The 17,716-nt window shown below is 37.6% G+C and carries 16 protein-coding genes; 9 read left to right on the top strand and 7 right to left on the bottom strand.

Features of this window, described 5'->3' with window-relative positions:
• Window positions 1-34: 34 nt before the first annotated feature.
• The gene (epmA, locus tag CKV78_RS05565) at window positions 35-1,006 is read right to left on the bottom strand and encodes an elongation factor P--(R)-beta-lysine ligase (protein WP_005762754.1); all 972 of its coding nucleotides are present in this window, start codon (window positions 1,004-1,006) and stop codon (window positions 35-37) included.
• A gap of 364 nt (window positions 1,007-1,370) precedes the next feature.
• On the opposite strand from epmA, the gene frdA reads away from it, so the two are divergent.
• From frdA to frdD, 4 genes are read left to right on the top strand one after another with little or no spacing between them, the layout of a single operon-like run.
• Complete coding sequence (gene frdA, locus CKV78_RS05570) at window positions 1,371-3,167, top strand: fumarate reductase (quinol) flavoprotein subunit (RefSeq protein WP_005762757.1); 1,797 nt, start codon at window positions 1,371-1,373, stop codon at window positions 3,165-3,167.
• Window positions 3,160-3,930 (top strand): succinate dehydrogenase/fumarate reductase iron-sulfur subunit, encoded by a 771-nt coding sequence (locus CKV78_RS05575; RefSeq protein WP_005762759.1) that lies wholly within the window; start codon window positions 3,160-3,162, stop codon window positions 3,928-3,930. The genes frdA and CKV78_RS05575 overlap by 8 nt, the downstream gene beginning before the upstream one ends.
• A gap of 10 nt (window positions 3,931-3,940) precedes the next feature.
• On the top strand, window positions 3,941-4,339 hold the full coding sequence (gene frdC, locus CKV78_RS05580) for a fumarate reductase subunit FrdC (protein ID WP_005762761.1): 399 nt from the start codon (window positions 3,941-3,943) through the stop codon (window positions 4,337-4,339).
• 16 nt (window positions 4,340-4,355) lie between these two features.
• Window positions 4,356-4,706 carry a fumarate reductase subunit FrdD gene (gene frdD / locus CKV78_RS05585; protein WP_032855219.1) on the top strand — a complete coding sequence of 117 codons (351 nt, stop codon included), beginning with the start codon at window positions 4,356-4,358 and terminating at the stop codon, window positions 4,704-4,706.
• Between the two features lie 296 nt (window positions 4,707-5,002).
• Here frdD and lptG read toward each other — a convergent pair whose 3' ends face one another.
• A complete protein-coding gene (lptG, locus tag CKV78_RS05590) occupies window positions 5,003-6,073 on the bottom strand; it encodes an LPS export ABC transporter permease LptG (protein WP_032855220.1) in 1,071 nt (356 codons plus the stop codon).
• Window positions 6,074-6,079: 6 nt separating this feature from the next.
• The gene (gene lptF / locus CKV78_RS05595; RefSeq protein ID WP_005762767.1) at window positions 6,080-7,186 is read right to left on the bottom strand and encodes an LPS export ABC transporter permease LptF; all 1,107 of its coding nucleotides are present in this window, start codon (window positions 7,184-7,186) and stop codon (window positions 6,080-6,082) included.
• Window positions 7,187-7,305: 119 nt separating this feature from the next.
• Here lptF and CKV78_RS05600 point away from each other — a divergent pair, with 119 nt between their 5' ends.
• A complete protein-coding gene (locus tag CKV78_RS05600; RefSeq protein WP_005762772.1) occupies window positions 7,306-8,790 on the top strand; it encodes a leucyl aminopeptidase in 1,485 nt (494 codons plus the stop codon).
• 114 nt (window positions 8,791-8,904) lie between these two features.
• Here the strand turns inward: CKV78_RS05600 and mtnN are convergent, their stop codons facing one another.
• The 4 genes from mtnN to dsbC all read right to left on the bottom strand — a co-directional run bounded on the left by mtnN (window position 8,905) and on the right by dsbC (window position 12,758).
• Window positions 8,905-9,594: a 5'-methylthioadenosine/S-adenosylhomocysteine nucleosidase gene (gene mtnN, locus CKV78_RS05605; RefSeq protein ID WP_005762775.1), complete on the bottom strand. Its 690-nt coding sequence runs from the start codon at window positions 9,592-9,594 to the stop codon at window positions 8,905-8,907.
• Window positions 9,594-10,277, bottom strand: coding sequence for a thiol:disulfide interchange protein DsbA/DsbL (locus tag CKV78_RS05610; RefSeq protein WP_005762777.1), 684 nt, complete (start codon window positions 10,275-10,277; stop codon window positions 9,594-9,596). The genes mtnN and CKV78_RS05610 overlap by 1 nt, the downstream gene beginning before the upstream one ends.
• Before the next feature lie 12 nt (window positions 10,278-10,289).
• Window positions 10,290-12,011 carry a single-stranded-DNA-specific exonuclease RecJ gene (recJ, locus tag CKV78_RS05615; RefSeq protein WP_005762778.1) on the bottom strand — a complete coding sequence of 574 codons (1,722 nt, stop codon included), beginning with the start codon at window positions 12,009-12,011 and terminating at the stop codon, window positions 10,290-10,292.
• Window positions 12,012-12,074: 63 nt separating this feature from the next.
• A complete protein-coding gene (gene dsbC, locus CKV78_RS05620) occupies window positions 12,075-12,758 on the bottom strand; it encodes a bifunctional protein-disulfide isomerase/oxidoreductase DsbC (RefSeq protein ID WP_005762781.1) in 684 nt (227 codons plus the stop codon).
• 160 nt (window positions 12,759-12,918) lie between these two features.
• Here dsbC and prfB point away from each other — a divergent pair.
• From prfB to CKV78_RS05640, 4 genes are all read left to right on the top strand, one after another.
• A protein-coding gene (gene prfB / locus CKV78_RS05625) for a peptide chain release factor 2 (RefSeq protein ID WP_155811610.1) occupies window positions 12,919-14,017 on the top strand; the annotation gives its coding sequence in 2 pieces (ribosomal slippage) (window positions 12,919-12,993 and window positions 12,995-14,017; 1,098 coding nt in all).
• A gap of 58 nt (window positions 14,018-14,075) precedes the next feature.
• The gene (gene lysS / locus CKV78_RS05630) at window positions 14,076-15,581 is read left to right on the top strand and encodes a lysine--tRNA ligase (RefSeq protein ID WP_005762786.1); all 1,506 of its coding nucleotides are present in this window, start codon (window positions 14,076-14,078) and stop codon (window positions 15,579-15,581) included.
• 55 nt (window positions 15,582-15,636) lie between these two features.
• On the top strand, window positions 15,637-16,875 hold the full coding sequence (locus CKV78_RS05635; protein WP_032855225.1) for a multifunctional sialyltransferase: 1,239 nt from the start codon (window positions 15,637-15,639) through the stop codon (window positions 16,873-16,875).
• Window positions 16,876-16,912: 37 nt separating this feature from the next.
• Window positions 16,913-17,584 carry an acylneuraminate cytidylyltransferase family protein gene (locus tag CKV78_RS05640; RefSeq protein WP_005762794.1) on the top strand — a complete coding sequence of 224 codons (672 nt, stop codon included), beginning with the start codon at window positions 16,913-16,915 and terminating at the stop codon, window positions 17,582-17,584.
• Window positions 17,585-17,716: the final 132 nt, after the last annotated feature.

The raw sequence follows: 17,716 nt of genomic DNA on the forward strand, positions 1-17,716 counted from the left end.
CAGTAAATTCTGCCTTTTTTATTTATTGACTAAATCAAGCATTTTCAATGCCAAATGAAATCACCTCTTGGATATTTTGTGCACCTAAAGCAATCATCAATAAACGATCGACACCTAGTGCTACGCCAGAACAATTCGGTACGCCAGCTTGCAATGCACCTAACAAACGTTTATCTATATCACGTTGTGGCAACCCCATTTTTTCACGTAAGCGATTATCTTGTTCAAAACGGTGGTATTGCTCATTCGCATCTGTCAACTCGTGGAAACCATTCGCTAACTCAAGTCCTTTGTAATAGAACTCAAAACGCTCTGCTACACGATGATCTTCAGAACTGATCTGAGCTAATGCTGCTTGTGTAGCTGGAAAATGATAAACAGCCACTGGATTTTCTAAACCAATTTTAGGTTCAACCACCGTACTAAATAAAAATTGTAGTAAAGTATCACGATCTTCTTCATCTGCACTTAATAAATGATATTGTTTTGCTTTAGCGGCTAATTCAGATTTATCTGCAGATAAAGGATCTAAACCTACATATTCTTGAAATACGAATTGATAGCTCAAGCTTTCTGCAGGAGGACACTCCAAAATTTGTTGTAATAAGTCGTCCACTTCATTGATCAAACGATACATATCAAAGTGCGGTCGATACCATTCTAACATTGTAAATTCAGGATTATGTCGATGCCCTGATTCTTCATTACGAAAGACGTGGCAAAGTTGGAAAATTGGTCCACTACCTGCCGCAAGTAAACGTTTCATATGATATTCAGGACTTGTTGAGAGCCATAATGTTTTTGATTGTTCACCAAAAGGTGAAACAAACTGCGTGCTAAATGTGGAAAGATGCACATCTGTCACACCAAATTCACTTAATACTGGCGTTTCAACTTCCAATAAACCACGATCAGTAAAAAAACGGCGAATTTCCGCCATAATTTTTGCACGTGTCAATAAATTATTAATGGAGGCAGAAGGTCGCCAATTTTCTTGTTCAAACATAAATTAATCCGATATTTTAAAAATAAGATATTTTAAACAAGCTCCCTTATTATTTCAAATTAAGTCGATATTCCTCATCACATTCTTTCCGGATAAAAATGAAAAACAATATCATTTTAAGTAGGTTATTTTTCATAAAACTCCTGCTAAACACTTATAAAATATGTGTATTTTGCTCAAACAAATAACTAAGACAAGGTCTATTAAATAAACCAGTTTTAACTTTTTTGAGGTAGATCACGAAACTGGTTTTTTCTTTCAAAAAAAGATTATTAATATTGTTAAATAATGGCACAATGAGAACACCCTAAATAGACCGATTTCGGTTTCTTTCTATTTTCTATATTCTGATTGGAGGAATATCGTGCAAACTGTTAATGTCGATATTGCAATTGTAGGCGCCGGTGGCGGTGGTTTACGTGCAGCAATTGCTGCTGCAGAAGCGAACCCGAACTTGAAAATTGCATTAGTTTCAAAAGTGTATCCTATGCGTAGCCACACTGTGGCAGCAGAAGGTGGTGCAGCAGCCGTTATCAAAGAAGAAGACTCTTATGATAAACACTTCCATGATACCGTTGCTGGCGGTGACTGGTTATGTGAACAAGACGTTGTTGAATATTTTGTGCAACACTCACCAGTAGAAATGACTCAACTTGAACGTTGGGGCTGTCCTTGGAGTCGTAAACAAGATGGGGATGTTAACGTTCGTCGTTTTGGTGGTATGAAAATTGAACGTACTTGGTTCGCTGCCGATAAAACGGGTTTCCACTTATTACATACGCTATTCCAAACCTCTATTCAATATCCACAAATTGTTCGTTTCGATGAACATTTCGTATTAGATATTTTAGTTGATGACGGTCATGCTCGTGGTATGGTCGCGATGAATATGATGGAAGGTACTCTTGTTCAAATCAATGCTAATGCAGTTGTTATAGCAACTGGTGGTGGTTGTCGAGCATTCCGTTTTAACACTAACGGAGGTATCGTAACTGGTGATGGTCTATCAATGGCTTACCGTCACGGCGTACCACTTCGTGACATGGAATTCGTTCAATATCACCCAACTGGCTTACCAAATACAGGTATCTTAATGACTGAAGGGTGCCGTGGTGAAGGTGGTATCTTAGTCAATAAAAATGGCTATCGTTACTTACAAGACTATGGTCTAGGTCCTGAAACGCCTATTGGCAAACCAGAAAATAAATATATGGAGCTAGGACCACGTGATAAAGTATCACAAGCATTCTGGCAAGAACTACAAAAAGGCAATACTTTAAAAACTGCAAAAGGTGTTGATGTTGTTCACTTAGACTTACGTCATCTAGGTGAAAAATACTTACACGAACGTCTACCATTCATTTGTGAATTAGCACAGGCTTATGAAGGCGTTGACCCTGCAAAAGCGCCAATTCCAGTACGTCCTGTTGTTCACTATACAATGGGTGGTATTGAAGTTGACTTCAACAGTGAAACACGTATCAAAGGTCTATTCGCCGTAGGTGAGTGTGCTTCCTCTGGTTTACACGGTGCTAACCGATTAGGCTCTAACTCTCTTGCTGAATTAGTCGTATTAGGTCGTGTTGCCGGTGAATATGCTGCGCAACGTGCTGTTGAATCTCCAGCAGTAAACAAAAATGCTGTTGATGCGCAAGCTCGTGACATTGTTCAACGCTTAGAAGATTTGTATCACCAAGAGGGTACTGAATCTTGGTCTGAAATCCGTGATGAAATGGGCGATGCAATGGAAGAAGGCTGCGGTATCTATCGTACTCAAGAAAGTATGCAAAAAGCAGTGGATAAAATCGCTGAATTAAAAGAACGTTATAAACGTATCCGCATTGCGGACCGTTCAAGCGTGTTCAATACTAACGTCTTATATACTGTTGAATTAGGCTACATTTTAGATGTTGCACAATCTATCGCAAACTCTGCAATTGAACGTAAAGAATCTCGTGGTGCACACCAACGTTTAGACTATGTTGAGCGTGATGATGTGAATTACTTGAAACATACCCTTGCATTCTATAATGGTGATGGTGCACCTCGCATTGAGTATAGCGATGTGAAGATCACTAAATCTCAACCTGCAAAACGTGTTTACGGCGCTGAGGCAGAAGCGCAAGAAGCTGCTAAAGCTAAGGAGCAAGCAAATGGTTAATCAAGCAATTATGAATATCGAAGTATTACGCTACAATCCTGAACAGGATAAAGAGCCTTACTTACGTACTTATCAAGTGCCTTATGATAACCAAACCTCATTGCTTGATGCGTTAGGTTATATTAAAGACAAACTTGAGCCTGAACTTTCTTATCGCTGGTCGTGCCGCATGGCAATCTGTGGTTCTTGTGGGATGATGGTAAATAACAAGCCAAAACTTGCTTGTAAAACTTTCTTACGTGATTACAGTGGTCATATGCGTATTGAGCCACTTGCTAACTTCCCAATTGAGCGTGACTTAGTTGTTGATTTAAGCCACTTCATTGAAAGTTTAGAGGCAATAAAACCTTACATTATTGGCAACCAAGCACCTGCATTAGATGGTAAACCACATCCATCTTCTGAGCTTGCGAAAAGCCGTACTAAACAAACACCAGCACAACTTGAGAAATATCGTACCTTCTCAATGTGTATTAACTGTGGCTTATGTTACGCAGCTTGTCCACAATTTGGTTTAAACCCTGAATTTGTAGGTCCAGCCGCATTAACGCTTGCACATCGTTATAACCTTGATAACCGTGATCATGGTAAAGCTGAACGGATGAAAATTATCAATGGTAAAAACGGTGTTTGGAGCTGTACGTTCGTGGGATATTGTTCTGAAGTATGTCCAAAACACGTTGATCCAGCTTCAGCGGTAAACCAAGGTAAAGTCGAAAGTTCAAAAGACTTTGTAATTGCAATGCTTAAACCGCAAAAGTAAGGAGCGTAAAATGACAGCGACAACCAGTAAACGCAAAAAATATGTGCGTGAAATGAAACCAACTTGGTGGAAAAAGTTAGATTTTTACAAACTTTATATTGCGCGTGAAGCAACTGCAATTCCAACACTTTGGTTCTGCTTAGTATTACTTTATGGCGTAATCAGCCTAGGTAATATCGAAAGCTTTGGTAATTTTATTGCATTTTTAAGAAACCCAATTGTTGTTATCTTAAATATTATTACCCTCGGGGCAATGTTATTAAATACTGTCACATACTATGTGATGACACCAAAAGTGTTAAATATCATTGTGAAAAATGAGCGTATTAATCCTCGCATCATTACAACTGCATTATGGGCAGTTACTGGATTAATTAGCTTAGTCATCTTAGTATTGATGTATGTATAGGTACGGGGAGGATAATATGGATAAATCACCAAAACGCTCGAATGAACCAGTTGTATGGTTATTATTTGGTGCCGGTACAACAGTAAGCGCAATGTTCTACCCTGTATTGGTACTTTTAATTGGCTTGTTAATCCCATTCGGTTTAATTAGCTCAGAAAATATGTTTGAACTGCTTGAATTCTTACGAACAGGCTTAGGTAAATTAATTCTATTAGTACTACTTATTTTCCCTATGTGGGGGGCAATGCACCGAATCCATCACGGTCTACACGACTTTAAATTGCATCTTCCTGCAAGTGGTGTAATTTTCTATGGTTTATCAGTACTTTACTCAGTATTAGTTTTATTTGCTGTATTAAGTATTTAACGACTGAATAATAAAAGATAAAAGGCGGGTATATCCCGCCTTTCTTTTTTGAGTTTTTATATTTGTCAGCCAGTCTTATAAACGATTAAATTCTTCTAAATTACACCGCACTTTTGTAACTATCCTGCTTTTATCAAACTAAAAAATTAATGCTTAAATTAATGTGGAGGATTAATCTTTTACTCATTTATTATTTTCATCCTAAAGTGCGGTCAATTTTTGAAAAGTTTTCTTATCATTTCAAGATAAAAGTAAGGGTAAACAATTGTTTACCCTTATTCTACTATCCATTGTTATTATGTCCTTTTCCTACTCAGTAACCACCAAGTAATCAATAAGAACATAACACTTGGCATTAACGCACCTGCAAGTGGTGCAACATTATAGACTAGGCTGAGAGGTCCAAAAATCTCATTCACTACATAAAATAAGAAACCGAAAAAAATGCCAGTCACGATGCGGGCACCAGCAGTCACGCTACGTAATGGTCCAAAAATAAAGGAAAGTGCTAACATCATCATTACCCCTACCGAAATTGGCTGGAATAATTTACGCCAGTAAGTCAACTCAAATTTTTTCGATTCTTGTCCAGTGTCTTTCAAAAAGGCTATGTAATTCGACAAACCTGAAATGGACAACGATGTTGGTCTTAACGAAGCAATCCCTAAATTATCAGGCGTTAAACTAGTCTTCCATTCACTATTCAGGCGGTTTACTGTTTTGATCTCATCAGGTGTTATTTCAGACTCGTTTAATTGGTGTAAAACCCACTTACCTTCTTCATAAACTGCACTATCAGCGTGCTTTACTTGTTTTAACTGACGATTTTCACCAAAGCTATAAATATAAATATCATTCAGTTCAAGATCATCAGTAATACGTTTTACATAAATAAAATCGCTACCTTCTTTTGCCCAAAAACCATCACGCACAGATAATAAAGAACCACCTGTCATTGCTTTTGAACGCATATCACGCGCAAATTGTTCAGTTTGAGGGATTCCCCACTCTCCAATAGCCATGGTAATAATCACCAATGGAATAGCTGTTTTCATTACTGCTAAACCAATTTTTAACCGCGAAAAGCCGGATGCTTGCATAACAATTAATTCACTGCGACTCGCTAAATTACCTAAGGCGATTAATGAACCTAACAAAGCAGCCATTGGAAAGAAGGTCTCGACATCTTTTGGCATTGTTAATACAGTATATGCAATCGCCTGCCAAATATCGTAAGTTCCTTTGCCAACTAAACGGAATTGCTCAACAAACTTAATAATGCCAGACAAGCCCACTAACATAATTAATGTGGCAAAGATTGCACCTAAAATGCTTTTCCCTAAATAACGATCTAATGTATTCATCATTTTCACTTACCCTTTTCTCACCATTGCATTGCTTAACCAATAGCGAAATTTATATACCGAAGCATTACTCCAGCTATTGAGTAGTAAACCAAGCATAAAAAAGACAAGGTTCACAAATGGCATTAAGAAAGCACCATCCAATTTGCCTGATCCCCAAGCCGATTTAAGTGAGCTTTGTAATAAGAAATAAATTAAATACAATAAAAGTGCAGGTAATACTTTCGCAAAACGCCCTTGACGAGGATTGACACGGCTTAACGGTACTGCAATCAACGCCATTAATGGCACTGCTAATACTAAACTGACACGCCAGTTAAGCTCTGCTTTTGCCGCGGGTGAAGTGCTGTTGAGTAATTCGTTAACGCTCAGTTCTTCTGCTTCATTTTTCTCGTTATTAATATCTTGATGGCCTAAATAAGCTTGGTATTCGTCGAAGTGCGTAATACGAAAATCAGGTAATGCAGCACTCCCCTCAACGCGCTCGCTATTTTCTAGCGTTAAAATTTGATCACCATTAGGTAAAGATTTCAATTCACCACGTTCTGCCACTAACACCGCTGGCTTTAAATTGCCACGTTCTCTTGTTTGGAACAGGTAAACATCATTGATTTGATTATCAACAATCTTGTCAATAAACAACACAAACTCATTGCTGTTGGTACTAATAAATTGCCCCGCCGCTAATGCACCCATTGTAGGGTTTGCTTTAGCTTCTTGTAAAATTTCACTCTGTTTATTAATCGCCCACGGCGTCAGCCAAAAAACATTATAAGTCGCAATACTTGCGGTTAATAAAGATAAAAGCATTACAACACGCACCAGAATACGCTGCCCAACACCACAAGCACGCATTACTGTAATCTCACTTTCAGCATATAGACGCCCAAAGGTTAATAAAATCGCGATGAATAAACATAATGGCAACATTAATTGCGCCATTGTAGGCATACCTAGGCCAAGTAATGACAACACTAAATCTGCAGGTACTTTACCGTTAGCGGCAGAACCTAGAACACGAACAAGTTGCTGACAAAAAAAGATGAGGAGTAGGATAAATAAGATTGCAATCTGGCTCTTAAATACCTCTTTAATTAAATATCGAGTTAAAATCACATTATCGCCTATATTTTTCTTGCAATTCCGATAGAATAGTTTAGTTTCAAGAACAGTTTAATTGTCGTATGATAACGTATTTTTAATGCGAAAACAGTAAAAATCTTTGTGAGGATAAAATGAAATATTATGTAAAATCGACCGCACTTTTAGATATAAAAAGCAACATTATTATTGGTCTATATGAGAATGGAGAATTTTCATCTTCTGCTAAAAAAATTGATGAAATTTCGCAAGGTTATTTAACAAATTTAATTCAATCAGGCGAAATAACTGGCAAAATTGGCGAAGTATTAGTGTTACGTCATTTGCCAAATTACAGTGCGGAACGTGTATTTGTAGTTGGTGTAGGTAAAAAAGGCGAAATCAACGAAAAACAATTCAAACAAATCATTCAAGATACAATTAAAGTTGTAAAATCAACCAAAGCACAAGAAGTTATCAGCTACCTTTCTGACATCGAAATCAAAAATCGTGACCTTTATTGGAATATCCGTTTCAGCGTTGAAACCATCGAAACAAGTTTCTATCAATTTGAGCAATTCAAAAGCAAGAAAAAAGAACAAGATGTTGCATTGACTCAATTTGTCTTTAGTACACAAGGCGAAGTAGCACAACAAGCGATTGAACACGCAAGTGCGGTGGCTTTGGGAGTAAAATTTGCTAAAGATGTCGCAAACTGCCCACCAAATATTTGTAATCCAATGTATTTAGCGGAACAAGCAAAAGCCTTAGCAACACGATCTGATTTAATCAAAACCACGGTACTAGGTGAAAAAGAATTAGCTGAATTAAAAATGAACGCTTATTTAGCTGTTTCACAAGGTTCTGTGAATGAAGCACAACTTTCACTGATTGAATATCGCAATCACCCAAATCCAAATGCCAAACCAATTGTATTAGTAGGTAAAGGATTAACATTTGATGCAGGCGGTATTTCATTAAAACCAGCAGAAGCGATGGATGAAATGAAATACGATATGGGAGGTGCAGCCTCTGTTTATGGCGTGATGAATGCTATTGCTGAATTAAAATTACCACTAAATGTCATTGGTGTATTAGCGGGTTGTGAAAACTTACCAGACGGCAATGCTTACCGCCCGGGCGACATTCTCACAACAATGAAAGGATTAACTGTTGAAGTATTAAATACCGATGCAGAAGGTCGTTTGGTGTTATGTGATACCTTAACTTATGTTGAGCGTTTTGATCCTGAATTAGTCATCGATGTGGCCACTTTAACAGGTGCTTGTGTGGTGGCATTAGGGGCTCACAACAGCGGTTTAATTTCAACTGATGATGAGCTAGCAAAAGCGTTAGAACAAGCAGCTGCGGAAACCACCGACAAAGCGTGGCGTTTACCATTGAGTGAAGAATATCAAGAGCAATTAAAATCTAACTTTGCAGATCTTGCTAACATTGGTGGTCGCTGGGGCGGCGCAATTACTGCGGGAGCATTCTTATCTAACTTTACAGACAAATATCGTTGGGCGCACTTAGATATCGCAGGTACAGCGTGGTTACAAGGCGCAAACAAAGGTGCAACGGGTCGCCCAGTGCCATTATTAGTGCAATTCTTAATTAACCAAGCGAAAAACGCTTAATCTCTAAAGATAAAGCCACCGTCTTTGATTAAAAACTGTGGCTTGTAAAATAAAAAAGTGCGGTGAAAATTTTCAGAATTTCTACCGCACTTTTTGTTTATATAGAATGGCTAATTACAACTTCTCTAACATTCCTAATACCATTTGCGAAGATTGCTTTGCTGCAAGTGGTAAAAACTCTTCAAACGACATACTTGCTTCACCGTCGCCTGCATCAGAAATTGCACGTACTACCACAAATGGTACATTAAACACATGGCAAACCTGTGCGATCGCAGTAGCTTCCATTTCGACGGCCATTACTGTTGGGAAATCTGCTTTGATTTTTGCTAACGCATCTCCACCATTAATAAAGCTATCGCCAGAGCAAATTAAACCACGTTTTACATTATGCCCTTGTTCTTGGGCAATTTTCTCAGCTATATCCAATAATTTTTCATCAGAAACAAATGCAGGTGGGCAAGCTGGTAATTGACCTTTTGTATAACCAAACGCTGTCACATCTGCATCGTGATAGATTGTCTCACTGGAAATCACAATATCACCTACTTTCAAACCTTGAGCCACACCACCAGCAGAGCCGGTATTGATCACAAGATCAGGTTTAGCTTGTTGTAATAACATAGTAGTCCCGATTGCAGCGGCAACTTTGCCAATACCTGATTGCAATAAAGCAACGGCTTTACCTTGAATAGTCCCTTCATAAATAGTACAACTTGCTACTTGTGTCACCACTTTGTTTTCCATTAAATTGGCTAAAATTTCAACTTCTTGTGCCATCGCACCTACAATACCAATTTTCATTATTTTTGTTTTTCCTTTATTAATTTATCAACTAAAAAATCTAAGACTGCAAAACTGTAATCATCACTGTATAAAGTGCTTGCAGTTAATACATAACGACCATCAATCACTACATAAGGAAAGGTAAACACCCCATAATCTTCAGTGAGTTTTTGAGCATTCCAAACTTGGCGCAATATATTCAGAGAATAAAAGTTACGATCAAATGCCTCAACATTCACCTTTTGTTGTGCTAACCAAGTGCGCAATTCATTGATCTTAGCAAGCTGCGCATAGCGATGTTTTTCAGCAGTTTCAAATAAAAGTAATGAGGAAGTATCTTCTTCATCGATTGACTTCAAGGTGTAGAAAACCTGTGCGGAATAATACAAATTTTCAGTCGCAACGGGATAGATCTCTAATTTTACATGATCAAGATTAGTTTGCTCATACAAAGTCAGAATATCCTGTGCATACGAACAAACACGACAATCATAATCAAAGAAAAATTGGATTAATATACGCGAATCGGTTCTGTTAATCGCCAACGGCTCTTGATACGAAAAATAATCTTTACCTTCTTTAAACTCGATTTCAGGTTCTGTATTTGAGGCGGAAAATTTCAGCGATGAAGTAGCCTGGCCATTAGTTGCTAATGCCAGTTGCAATAATCCAAATAAGAAAAGAAACCCAATTCGCCGCATTTTCGTAAAAATCTACTCTCCTATTGGCAAAATGTAATCCACTAATAACTGTATATTACGGTTGCCTCTAAACTCGTTAATATCTAATTTATATGCCAATTTCGCTGATTTAATAGACATATCAGGATAATAACGAGTATCAACGTTAAAGGCAATGGCGTCAAGTAATGGTCCACCCTGTTTTGGTTCGACCATCATTTTTAAGTGTTTCTCGCCCACTAAACGCTGCTGCAAAATTTTAAACTCGCCGTCAAAAACGGGTTCTGGAAAGGCCTGTCCCCAAGGACCAGCTTCTTTTAACGCTTCTGCTATCTCTAAACTAAATTGATGTCCTGCAAGCTCCCCATCCGTCCATACAATGCCCTGTAACTTATCTTCACCAAGCCACTCAGATACAATTTGATTAAACGCCTGTTGAAATGCAGCAAACTCAGATTCATAAATACTCAAACCTGCAGCCATTGAATGTCCACCAAATTTTAAAATCATATTTGGATATTTTGTATGAATTCGCTCTAATGCATCACGTAAATGCAATCCCTCAACAGAACGTGCCGAGCCTTTTAAAATACCTTCTTGGTCTTGTGCAAATGCCACTACTGGGCGATGAAATTGATCTTTAATGCGAGAAGCTAAAATCCCTAGCACCCCTTGATGCCAATCTGCTTGGTATAACGTAATACCTAATGGGAGTTCTTGCTTAAGTGCGGTCAAATTTCGGCAAATTTCAAGCGCCTCAAGTTTCATCCCTTGCTCAATTTCTCTGCGAGATTGATTTAAACTATCCAACTCTAAGGCTAACGCTCTTGCAGTCTCCATATTTTCTGCCAGTAGCAATTCAACACCAACTGACATATTGTCTAATCTCCCAGCCGCATTGAGACGAGGGCCAATCGAAAAACCTAAATCGGACGCTGAAAACTGGCTAATATCTCTATTTGCAACTTCCGCTAAAGCACGAATACCACAACGGCAACGCTCTGCTCGAATACGTGCTAATCCTTGATAAGCCAAAATGCGGTTATTTTGATCTAAAGGAACAACATCAGCAATCGTGCCTAATGCGACTAAATCTAATAATTCAGTGAAATTCGGTTGTGTTTGTTGAGTAAAAACCCCTAACTCGCGAAATTTTGCTCGTACTGCAAGCATTAAATAAAAAGCAACGCCAACCCCAGCCAATGATTTAGAGGGGAACTGACAGTCAACTAAATTGGGGTTTACGATAGCATCTGCTTCGGGCAATATTTCAGGAGGCAAATGGTGATCGGTAATCAACACCTTAACACCTCGCTGTTTTAGAAAAGCTACACCATCAACCGAAGAAACTCCGTTATCAACGGTCATTAATAATTGAACATTTTTTTCGAGTGCTTGCTCAGCAACAGCAATACTCAAGCCATAACCCTGCTCAAAACGATTCGGAATAAGAAATTCAACATCAGTAAAACCTAATTGTCGCAATGCTAATACGGTTAATGCAGTGCTTGTTGCACCGTCTGCATCAAAATCACCTACAACAACTATTTTTTCTTGTTGTTGGTAAGCCGACACTAATAAATTCACAGCACGCTCGATCCCATACAAATCTTGAGGGTGTAATAATGATGCCAAAGTGCGGTCTAATTGTTTCGCATTTTTAATATGACGAGCGCGATACACACGATCCAATAAAGGATCCGGATAAACAATTTCTCCTTGTGGAACAAATCGACGTTGAATTAATTTATGCACAAAAAATCCTAGAACTAAAATAAGCTAAGGACGCATTTAGCGTCCTTAACATTAATATGATGATTAATGAGATAATGCAGATAAAAGATCTTTGGGTTTTAAATATCCGCCAATAAGTTCTCCTTTCTCTGTCACAATCGTTGGTGTGCCATTCACACCAAATTGCAAACCAAGTTGATAATGTTTTTTCACTATTTTAGGTTCTAGCAATTGCTGTGGTAGGTTACCTTTCATTGCTTCGTCTAAACTAAATTGTGGTTCTTTCGCTCTAAAGACAAATTCCATTTGACGAGCCACATTTGTGTCTAAACCACCGCGAGGGAACGCTAAATAACGCACTGTAATGCCTAACTCATTATATTCTTTCATTTGCTTATGTAACACTTGACAATAATGGCATGAAATATCACCAAATACTGTTACTACATGTTTTTCATTTTTAGCAGGATACACTATCATTTCTTTTTGGTATCCTTTTAATTTATCTAGTAATAGTTTTGCAGAAATATCAGTAATCCCCCTTTCTGATGTTTCGTAAATTTTGCCATCAAGAATGTATTTTGCATCTTCGGTAATATAAAAAATACCATTATCCGTTACCGCAGTTTTAATACCTTTAATTGGCGAATCACTCACTTCAACCCCCTTTAATCCCATTTTATTAAAGCGTTCAGAAATAGCATCACTGCTTGCCATTGCTGTTGTTGAAAGAACCGAGATAAAAAGTGCGGTCAGTATTTTTTTCATTTTTTCGTTCCTATGTATCGAAATCAAAGGTTAAGCTTTAGCCGATTAATTATAAAGAGATTCCTTGTTTGTGCAAGGTCTCACGTAAAAAATTGCCCTACCATAACAACCTAAAATAGCTTATAATCTCGATTTATATCTATCTTTTAATTTTAGAAATATGTTTGAAATTAATCCTATCAAAAACAAAATCTCAGACCTCGCTCAACGCACGCAAGTGTTGAGGGGGTATCTTTGACTTCGATGTAAAAGTTGAACGATTAGAAGAAGTCAATGCAGAATTAGAACAACCTGATATCTGGAATGAGCCTGAAAAAGCGCAAGCATTAGGCAAAGAACGTGTTGCTTTAGAAACGGTTGTCCATACAATCAAAGTACTTGTTCAAGGCTTAGAAGATGTTGAAGGTTTACTTGAACTTGCTATTGAAGCAGAAGATGAAGACACCTTCAATGAAGCAGTTATTGAACTGGATGAATTAGAAGAAAAGCTCGCTAAATTAGAATTCCGTCGAATGTTTAGTGGTCAACATGATGCTGCTGATTGCTATGTCGATCTTCAAGCAGGTTCTGGTGGAACTGAAGCACAAGATTGGACAGAAATGCTATTGCGTATGTATTTACGCTGGGCAGAAAGCAAAGGCTTTAAAACCGAATTAATGGAAGTCTCCGATGGTGATGTCGCAGGCATTAAATCTGCAACAATTAGAGTTTCTGGTGAATATGCTTTCGGTTGGTTACGTACTGAAACGGGCATCCATCGTTTAGTGCGAAAAAGTCCATTTGACTCCAATAACCGTCGTCACACGTCATTTAGTGCAGCGTTCGTTTATCCTGAAATTGATGATGATATTGATATCGAGATTAACCCAGCAGATTTACGCATTGATGTTTATCGCGCCTCTGGTGCGGGTGGTCAGCATGTTAATAAAACTGAAAGTGCGGTGCGCATTACCCATATTCCAAGTGGTATCGTTGTACAATGCCAAAACGACCGCTCCCAACATAAAAACAAAGATCAGTGCATGAAACAGTTGAAAGCGAAGTTATATGAAATGGAATTACAAAAGAAAAATGCAGATAAACAAGCAATGGAAGATAACAAATCTGATATTGGTTGGGGAAGCCAAATTCGTTCATATGTCTTAGATGATTCACGTATTAAAGATTTACGCACTGGCGTTGAAAATCGTAATACGCAAGCGGTGTTAGATGGTGATTTAGATCGCTTTATCGAAGCTAGCTTAAAAGCAGGATTATAAAATATCAGGATAATATTCCTTATCGAACAAAATCTTAAAAAATAACTAGGTAATAAAAATGTCAGAACAAATTCAAGAACTTGATCTTAATGGCGAAATGCTAGTTCGTCGTGAAAAATTAGCCGCACTACGTGCAAAAGGCAACCCATTTCCAAACACTTTCCGTCGTAATGCATTAGCCGCAGATTTACATACTCAATATGATGAAATTGAAGGCGAAGAATTAAAAACGCAAGAAATTGAAGTGAAAGTCGCTGGACGTATTATGACTCGTCGTGCAATGGGTAAAGCCACCTTCATCACATTACAAGATATGTCTGGTCGTATTCAACTTTACGTAGCACGTGATAACTTACCTGATGGCGTTTACGCTGAAGATGTCGGTACTTGGGATTTAGGTGACATTATTGGAGTGAAAGGTACGCTATTTAAAACCAAAACTAACGAATTAACTGTACGTTGTACTGAAGTGGAATTATTAACAAAGGCGCTTCGCCCATTACCAGATAAATTCCACGGTTTAAGCGATCAAGAAACACGCTATCGCCAACGTTATTTAGACTTAATTTCTAATGAAGAATCACGTCGCACTTTCATAATTCGCTCGAAAGTGATTGCAGGTATTCGTGACTACTTTATTTCTAAAGGTTTTATGGAAGTAGAAACACCAATGTTACAAATCATCCCTGGTGGTGCTTCTGCGCGTCCATTCATCACTCATCACAATGCATTAGATGTGGATATGTATTTACGTATTGCACCAGAGCTTTATTTAAAACGTTTAGTGGTTGGTGGTTTTGAGCGTGTATTTGAATTAAACCGTAACTTCCGCAATGAAGGTGTATCTGTTCGCCATAATCCTGAATTTACTATGCTCGAATACTACCAAGCATATGCGGACTACCACGATTTAATGGATAATACTGAAGAATTATTGCGCAAACTTGCTATCGATATTTTAGGTACGACTATCGTTCCTTACGGTGAATATGAGTTTGACTTCGGTAAACCATTTGAGCGTATCACAATGCACGATGCAATCTTAAAATACGGTGCTGATAAAGGTATCGTAAAAGAAGACCTATACGACTTTGATCGAGCAGTCACAGTGGCAGAAAAATTAGGTATCGAAGTACAAAAATCTTGGGGATTAGGTAGCCTTGTAAACGTAATTTTTGAAGAAGTCGCAGAACATCACTTAATTCAACCGACCTTCTTAATGGCACATCCTGCTGAAATCTCACCATTAGCACGCCGTAATGATGAGAACCCAGAAGTGACTGATCGTTTTGAATTATTTATCGGTGGCCGTGAAATTGGTAACGGTTTCTCTGAGTTAAATGACGCTGAAGATCAAAATGAACGTTTCGATGCGCAAGTTGCAGCAAAAGAAGCTGGTGATGATGAAGCAATGTTTAAAGATGAAGATTTTGTGACCGCACTTGAACACGGCTTACCACCAACAGCAGGCGAAGGATTAGGAATTGACCGTTTAGCTATGTTATTTGCAAACGCTGCCTCAATTCGAGACGTTATTCTCTTCCCAGCAATGAAGCAAAAATAATCTCTTTTGTTATCCCCAATATAGTATTGGGGATACGTCTTTTATAGGTATTAAAATGAACAAAAGCTCTCTCTCTCTTAAGCTTATCTTATTCTTATCTTTGTCATTACTGAGCGTAACAAGTTGGTCTAAAACAATGACAATCTATTTAGATCCTGCTTCATTACCCACATTAAACCAATTAATGCACTTTACAAAAGAAAGTGAAGATAAAGAAACAGCTCGAATTTTTGGCTTTTCTCGCTTTAAACTACCTGAAAAAATTACAGAGCAGTATAATAATATCCATTTTGTCGAAATCAAGAATAACCGACCGACAGAGGATATCTTCACCATATTAGATCAATATCCAGAAAAGCTAGAATTAGATCTCCATTTGAATATCGCACACTCAATACAGTTATTCCACCCAATTTTGCAATATCGCTTTAAACATCCAGATCGTATTTCAATCAAAAGCTTGAATCTTTATGATGATGGCACAATGGAATATGTTGATTTAGAAAAAGAAGAAAATAAAGACATCAAAAGTGCGATTAAAAAAGCAGAAAAACAACTTTCAGATTACTTACTCACAGGCAAAATCAATTTTGACAATCCAACTCTTGCACGTTATGTTTGGCAATCACAATATCCGGTAAAATATCACTTTCTAAGTACAGAATACTTTGAAAAAGCCGAATTTTTACAACCATTAAAAACTTATTTGGCTGGGAAATATCAGAAAATGGATTGGTCAGCTTATGAGAAACTTTCCCCAGAACAACAAACCTTTTATCTAAAACTAGTTGGTTTTAGTGATGAAACCAAACAGTTATTTCATACAGAACAAACAAAATTTATTTTCACAGGTACTACAACTTGGGAAGGTAATACGGATATACGAGAATATTATGCCAAACAACAACTGAATTTACTCAAGCACTTTACACACTCGGAAGGTGATTTGTTTATAGGTGATCAATATAAAATCTATTTCAAAGGTCATCCAAGAGGTGGAGATATCAATGATTATATTTTGAAGCATGCAAAAGATATTACGAATATTCCAGCAAATATTTCTTTTGAAATTCTAATGATGACAGGACTATTGCCAGATAAAGTTGGTGGTGTGGCAAGCTCTCTTTATTTCTCATTACCAAAAGAAAAAATTAGCCATATTATCTTTACATCAAATAAAAAAATTAAAAATAAAGAAGATGCGCTAAATGATCCTTATGTACGTGTAATGTTACGTTTAGGAATGATTGATAAATCTCAAATTATTTTTTGGGATAGTTTAAAACAGTTATAAAGCTATAATTAGTTGCTAAAACAAATAGGAACAAGTTATGAAAAATATCGCCATTATTCCAGCTCGAGCTGGCTCCAAAGGGATCCCAGATAAAAATCTTCAACCAATTGGAGGTCATTCTCTAATTGGACGCGCAATTTTAGCAGCTAAACAAGCAGAAGTGTTCGATCAAATTGTCGTGACTTCGGATGGTGATAACATTTTGCAAGAAGCAGAAAAATATGGAGCAATAGCTATCAAACGCCCTGCTGAACTTGCTCAAGATAACTCAAGAACAATTGATGCGATTCTACACGCACTTGAAACATTAAAAATCACTCAAGGTACTTGTACCTTGCTACAACCGACTAGCCCCTTGCGTGATCATTTAGATATCAAAAATGCAATGGATATGTTCATCAATGGTAACGTAAGTTCAGTAGTGTCTGCTTGTGAATGTGAACATCATCCTTACAAAGCATTTTCTTTAGGCAAAGATCACGAGGTTTTACCCGTTCGTGAAATTGCAGATTTTGAGGCAGCTAGACAAACATTACCTAAAATGTACCGTGCGAATGGTGCAATTTACATTAACGATATTGCCCAGCTACTCAAAGAAAAATATTTCTTTATTCCTCCACTCAAATTCTACTTAATGCCAACTTATCGTTCAGTAGATATTGATGTGAAACAGGATTTAGAACTGGCGGAAATTTTAGCAAATAAATAGCCGCACTTTATCGTGAAGTGGGCATTGCAACTGCTCAACGCAGTGGCAATCCCGCTTTTTATTTTTACAGTGGTTCGTAAACCTCCCACTTGAACAATGTATCTTGTAAAGCGTTGTTCGAAACAAAACTAG

Origin of the sequence: Pasteurella dagmatis (assembly GCF_900186835.1) — a bacterium.
In the GTDB taxonomy this organism is placed as follows: domain Bacteria; phylum Pseudomonadota; class Gammaproteobacteria; order Enterobacterales; family Pasteurellaceae; genus Pasteurella; species Pasteurella dagmatis.

What these genes read in the sequence shown, in the direction of transcription:
- epmA (WP_005762754.1), bottom strand. Translation starts at nt 1,006, where the DNA reads ATGTTTGAACAAGAAAATTGGCGACCTTCTGCCTCCATTAATAATTTA.
- CKV78_RS05575 (WP_005762759.1), top strand. Translation starts at nt 3,160, where the DNA reads ATGGTTAATCAAGCAATTATGAATATCGAAGTATTACGCTACAATCCT.
- frdC (WP_005762761.1), top strand. Translation starts at nt 3,941, where the DNA reads ATGACAGCGACAACCAGTAAACGCAAAAAATATGTGCGTGAAATGAAA.
- frdD (WP_032855219.1), top strand. Translation starts at nt 4,356, where the DNA reads ATGGATAAATCACCAAAACGCTCGAATGAACCAGTTGTATGGTTATTA.
- lptG (WP_032855220.1), bottom strand. Translation starts at nt 6,073, where the DNA reads ATGATGAATACATTAGATCGTTATTTAGGGAAAAGCATTTTAGGTGCA.
- CKV78_RS05600 (WP_005762772.1), top strand. Translation starts at nt 7,306, where the DNA reads ATGAAATATTATGTAAAATCGACCGCACTTTTAGATATAAAAAGCAAC.
- mtnN (WP_005762775.1), bottom strand. Translation starts at nt 9,594, where the DNA reads ATGAAAATTGGTATTGTAGGTGCGATGGCACAAGAAGTTGAAATTTTA.
- CKV78_RS05610 (WP_005762777.1), bottom strand. Translation starts at nt 10,277, where the DNA reads ATGCGGCGAATTGGGTTTCTTTTCTTATTTGGATTATTGCAACTGGCA.
- dsbC (WP_005762781.1), bottom strand. Translation starts at nt 12,758, where the DNA reads ATGAAAAAAATACTGACCGCACTTTTTATCTCGGTTCTTTCAACAACA.
- lysS (WP_005762786.1), top strand. Translation starts at nt 14,076, where the DNA reads ATGTCAGAACAAATTCAAGAACTTGATCTTAATGGCGAAATGCTAGTT.
- CKV78_RS05635 (WP_032855225.1), top strand. Translation starts at nt 15,637, where the DNA reads ATGAACAAAAGCTCTCTCTCTCTTAAGCTTATCTTATTCTTATCTTTG.
- CKV78_RS05640 (WP_005762794.1), top strand. Translation starts at nt 16,913, where the DNA reads ATGAAAAATATCGCCATTATTCCAGCTCGAGCTGGCTCCAAAGGGATC.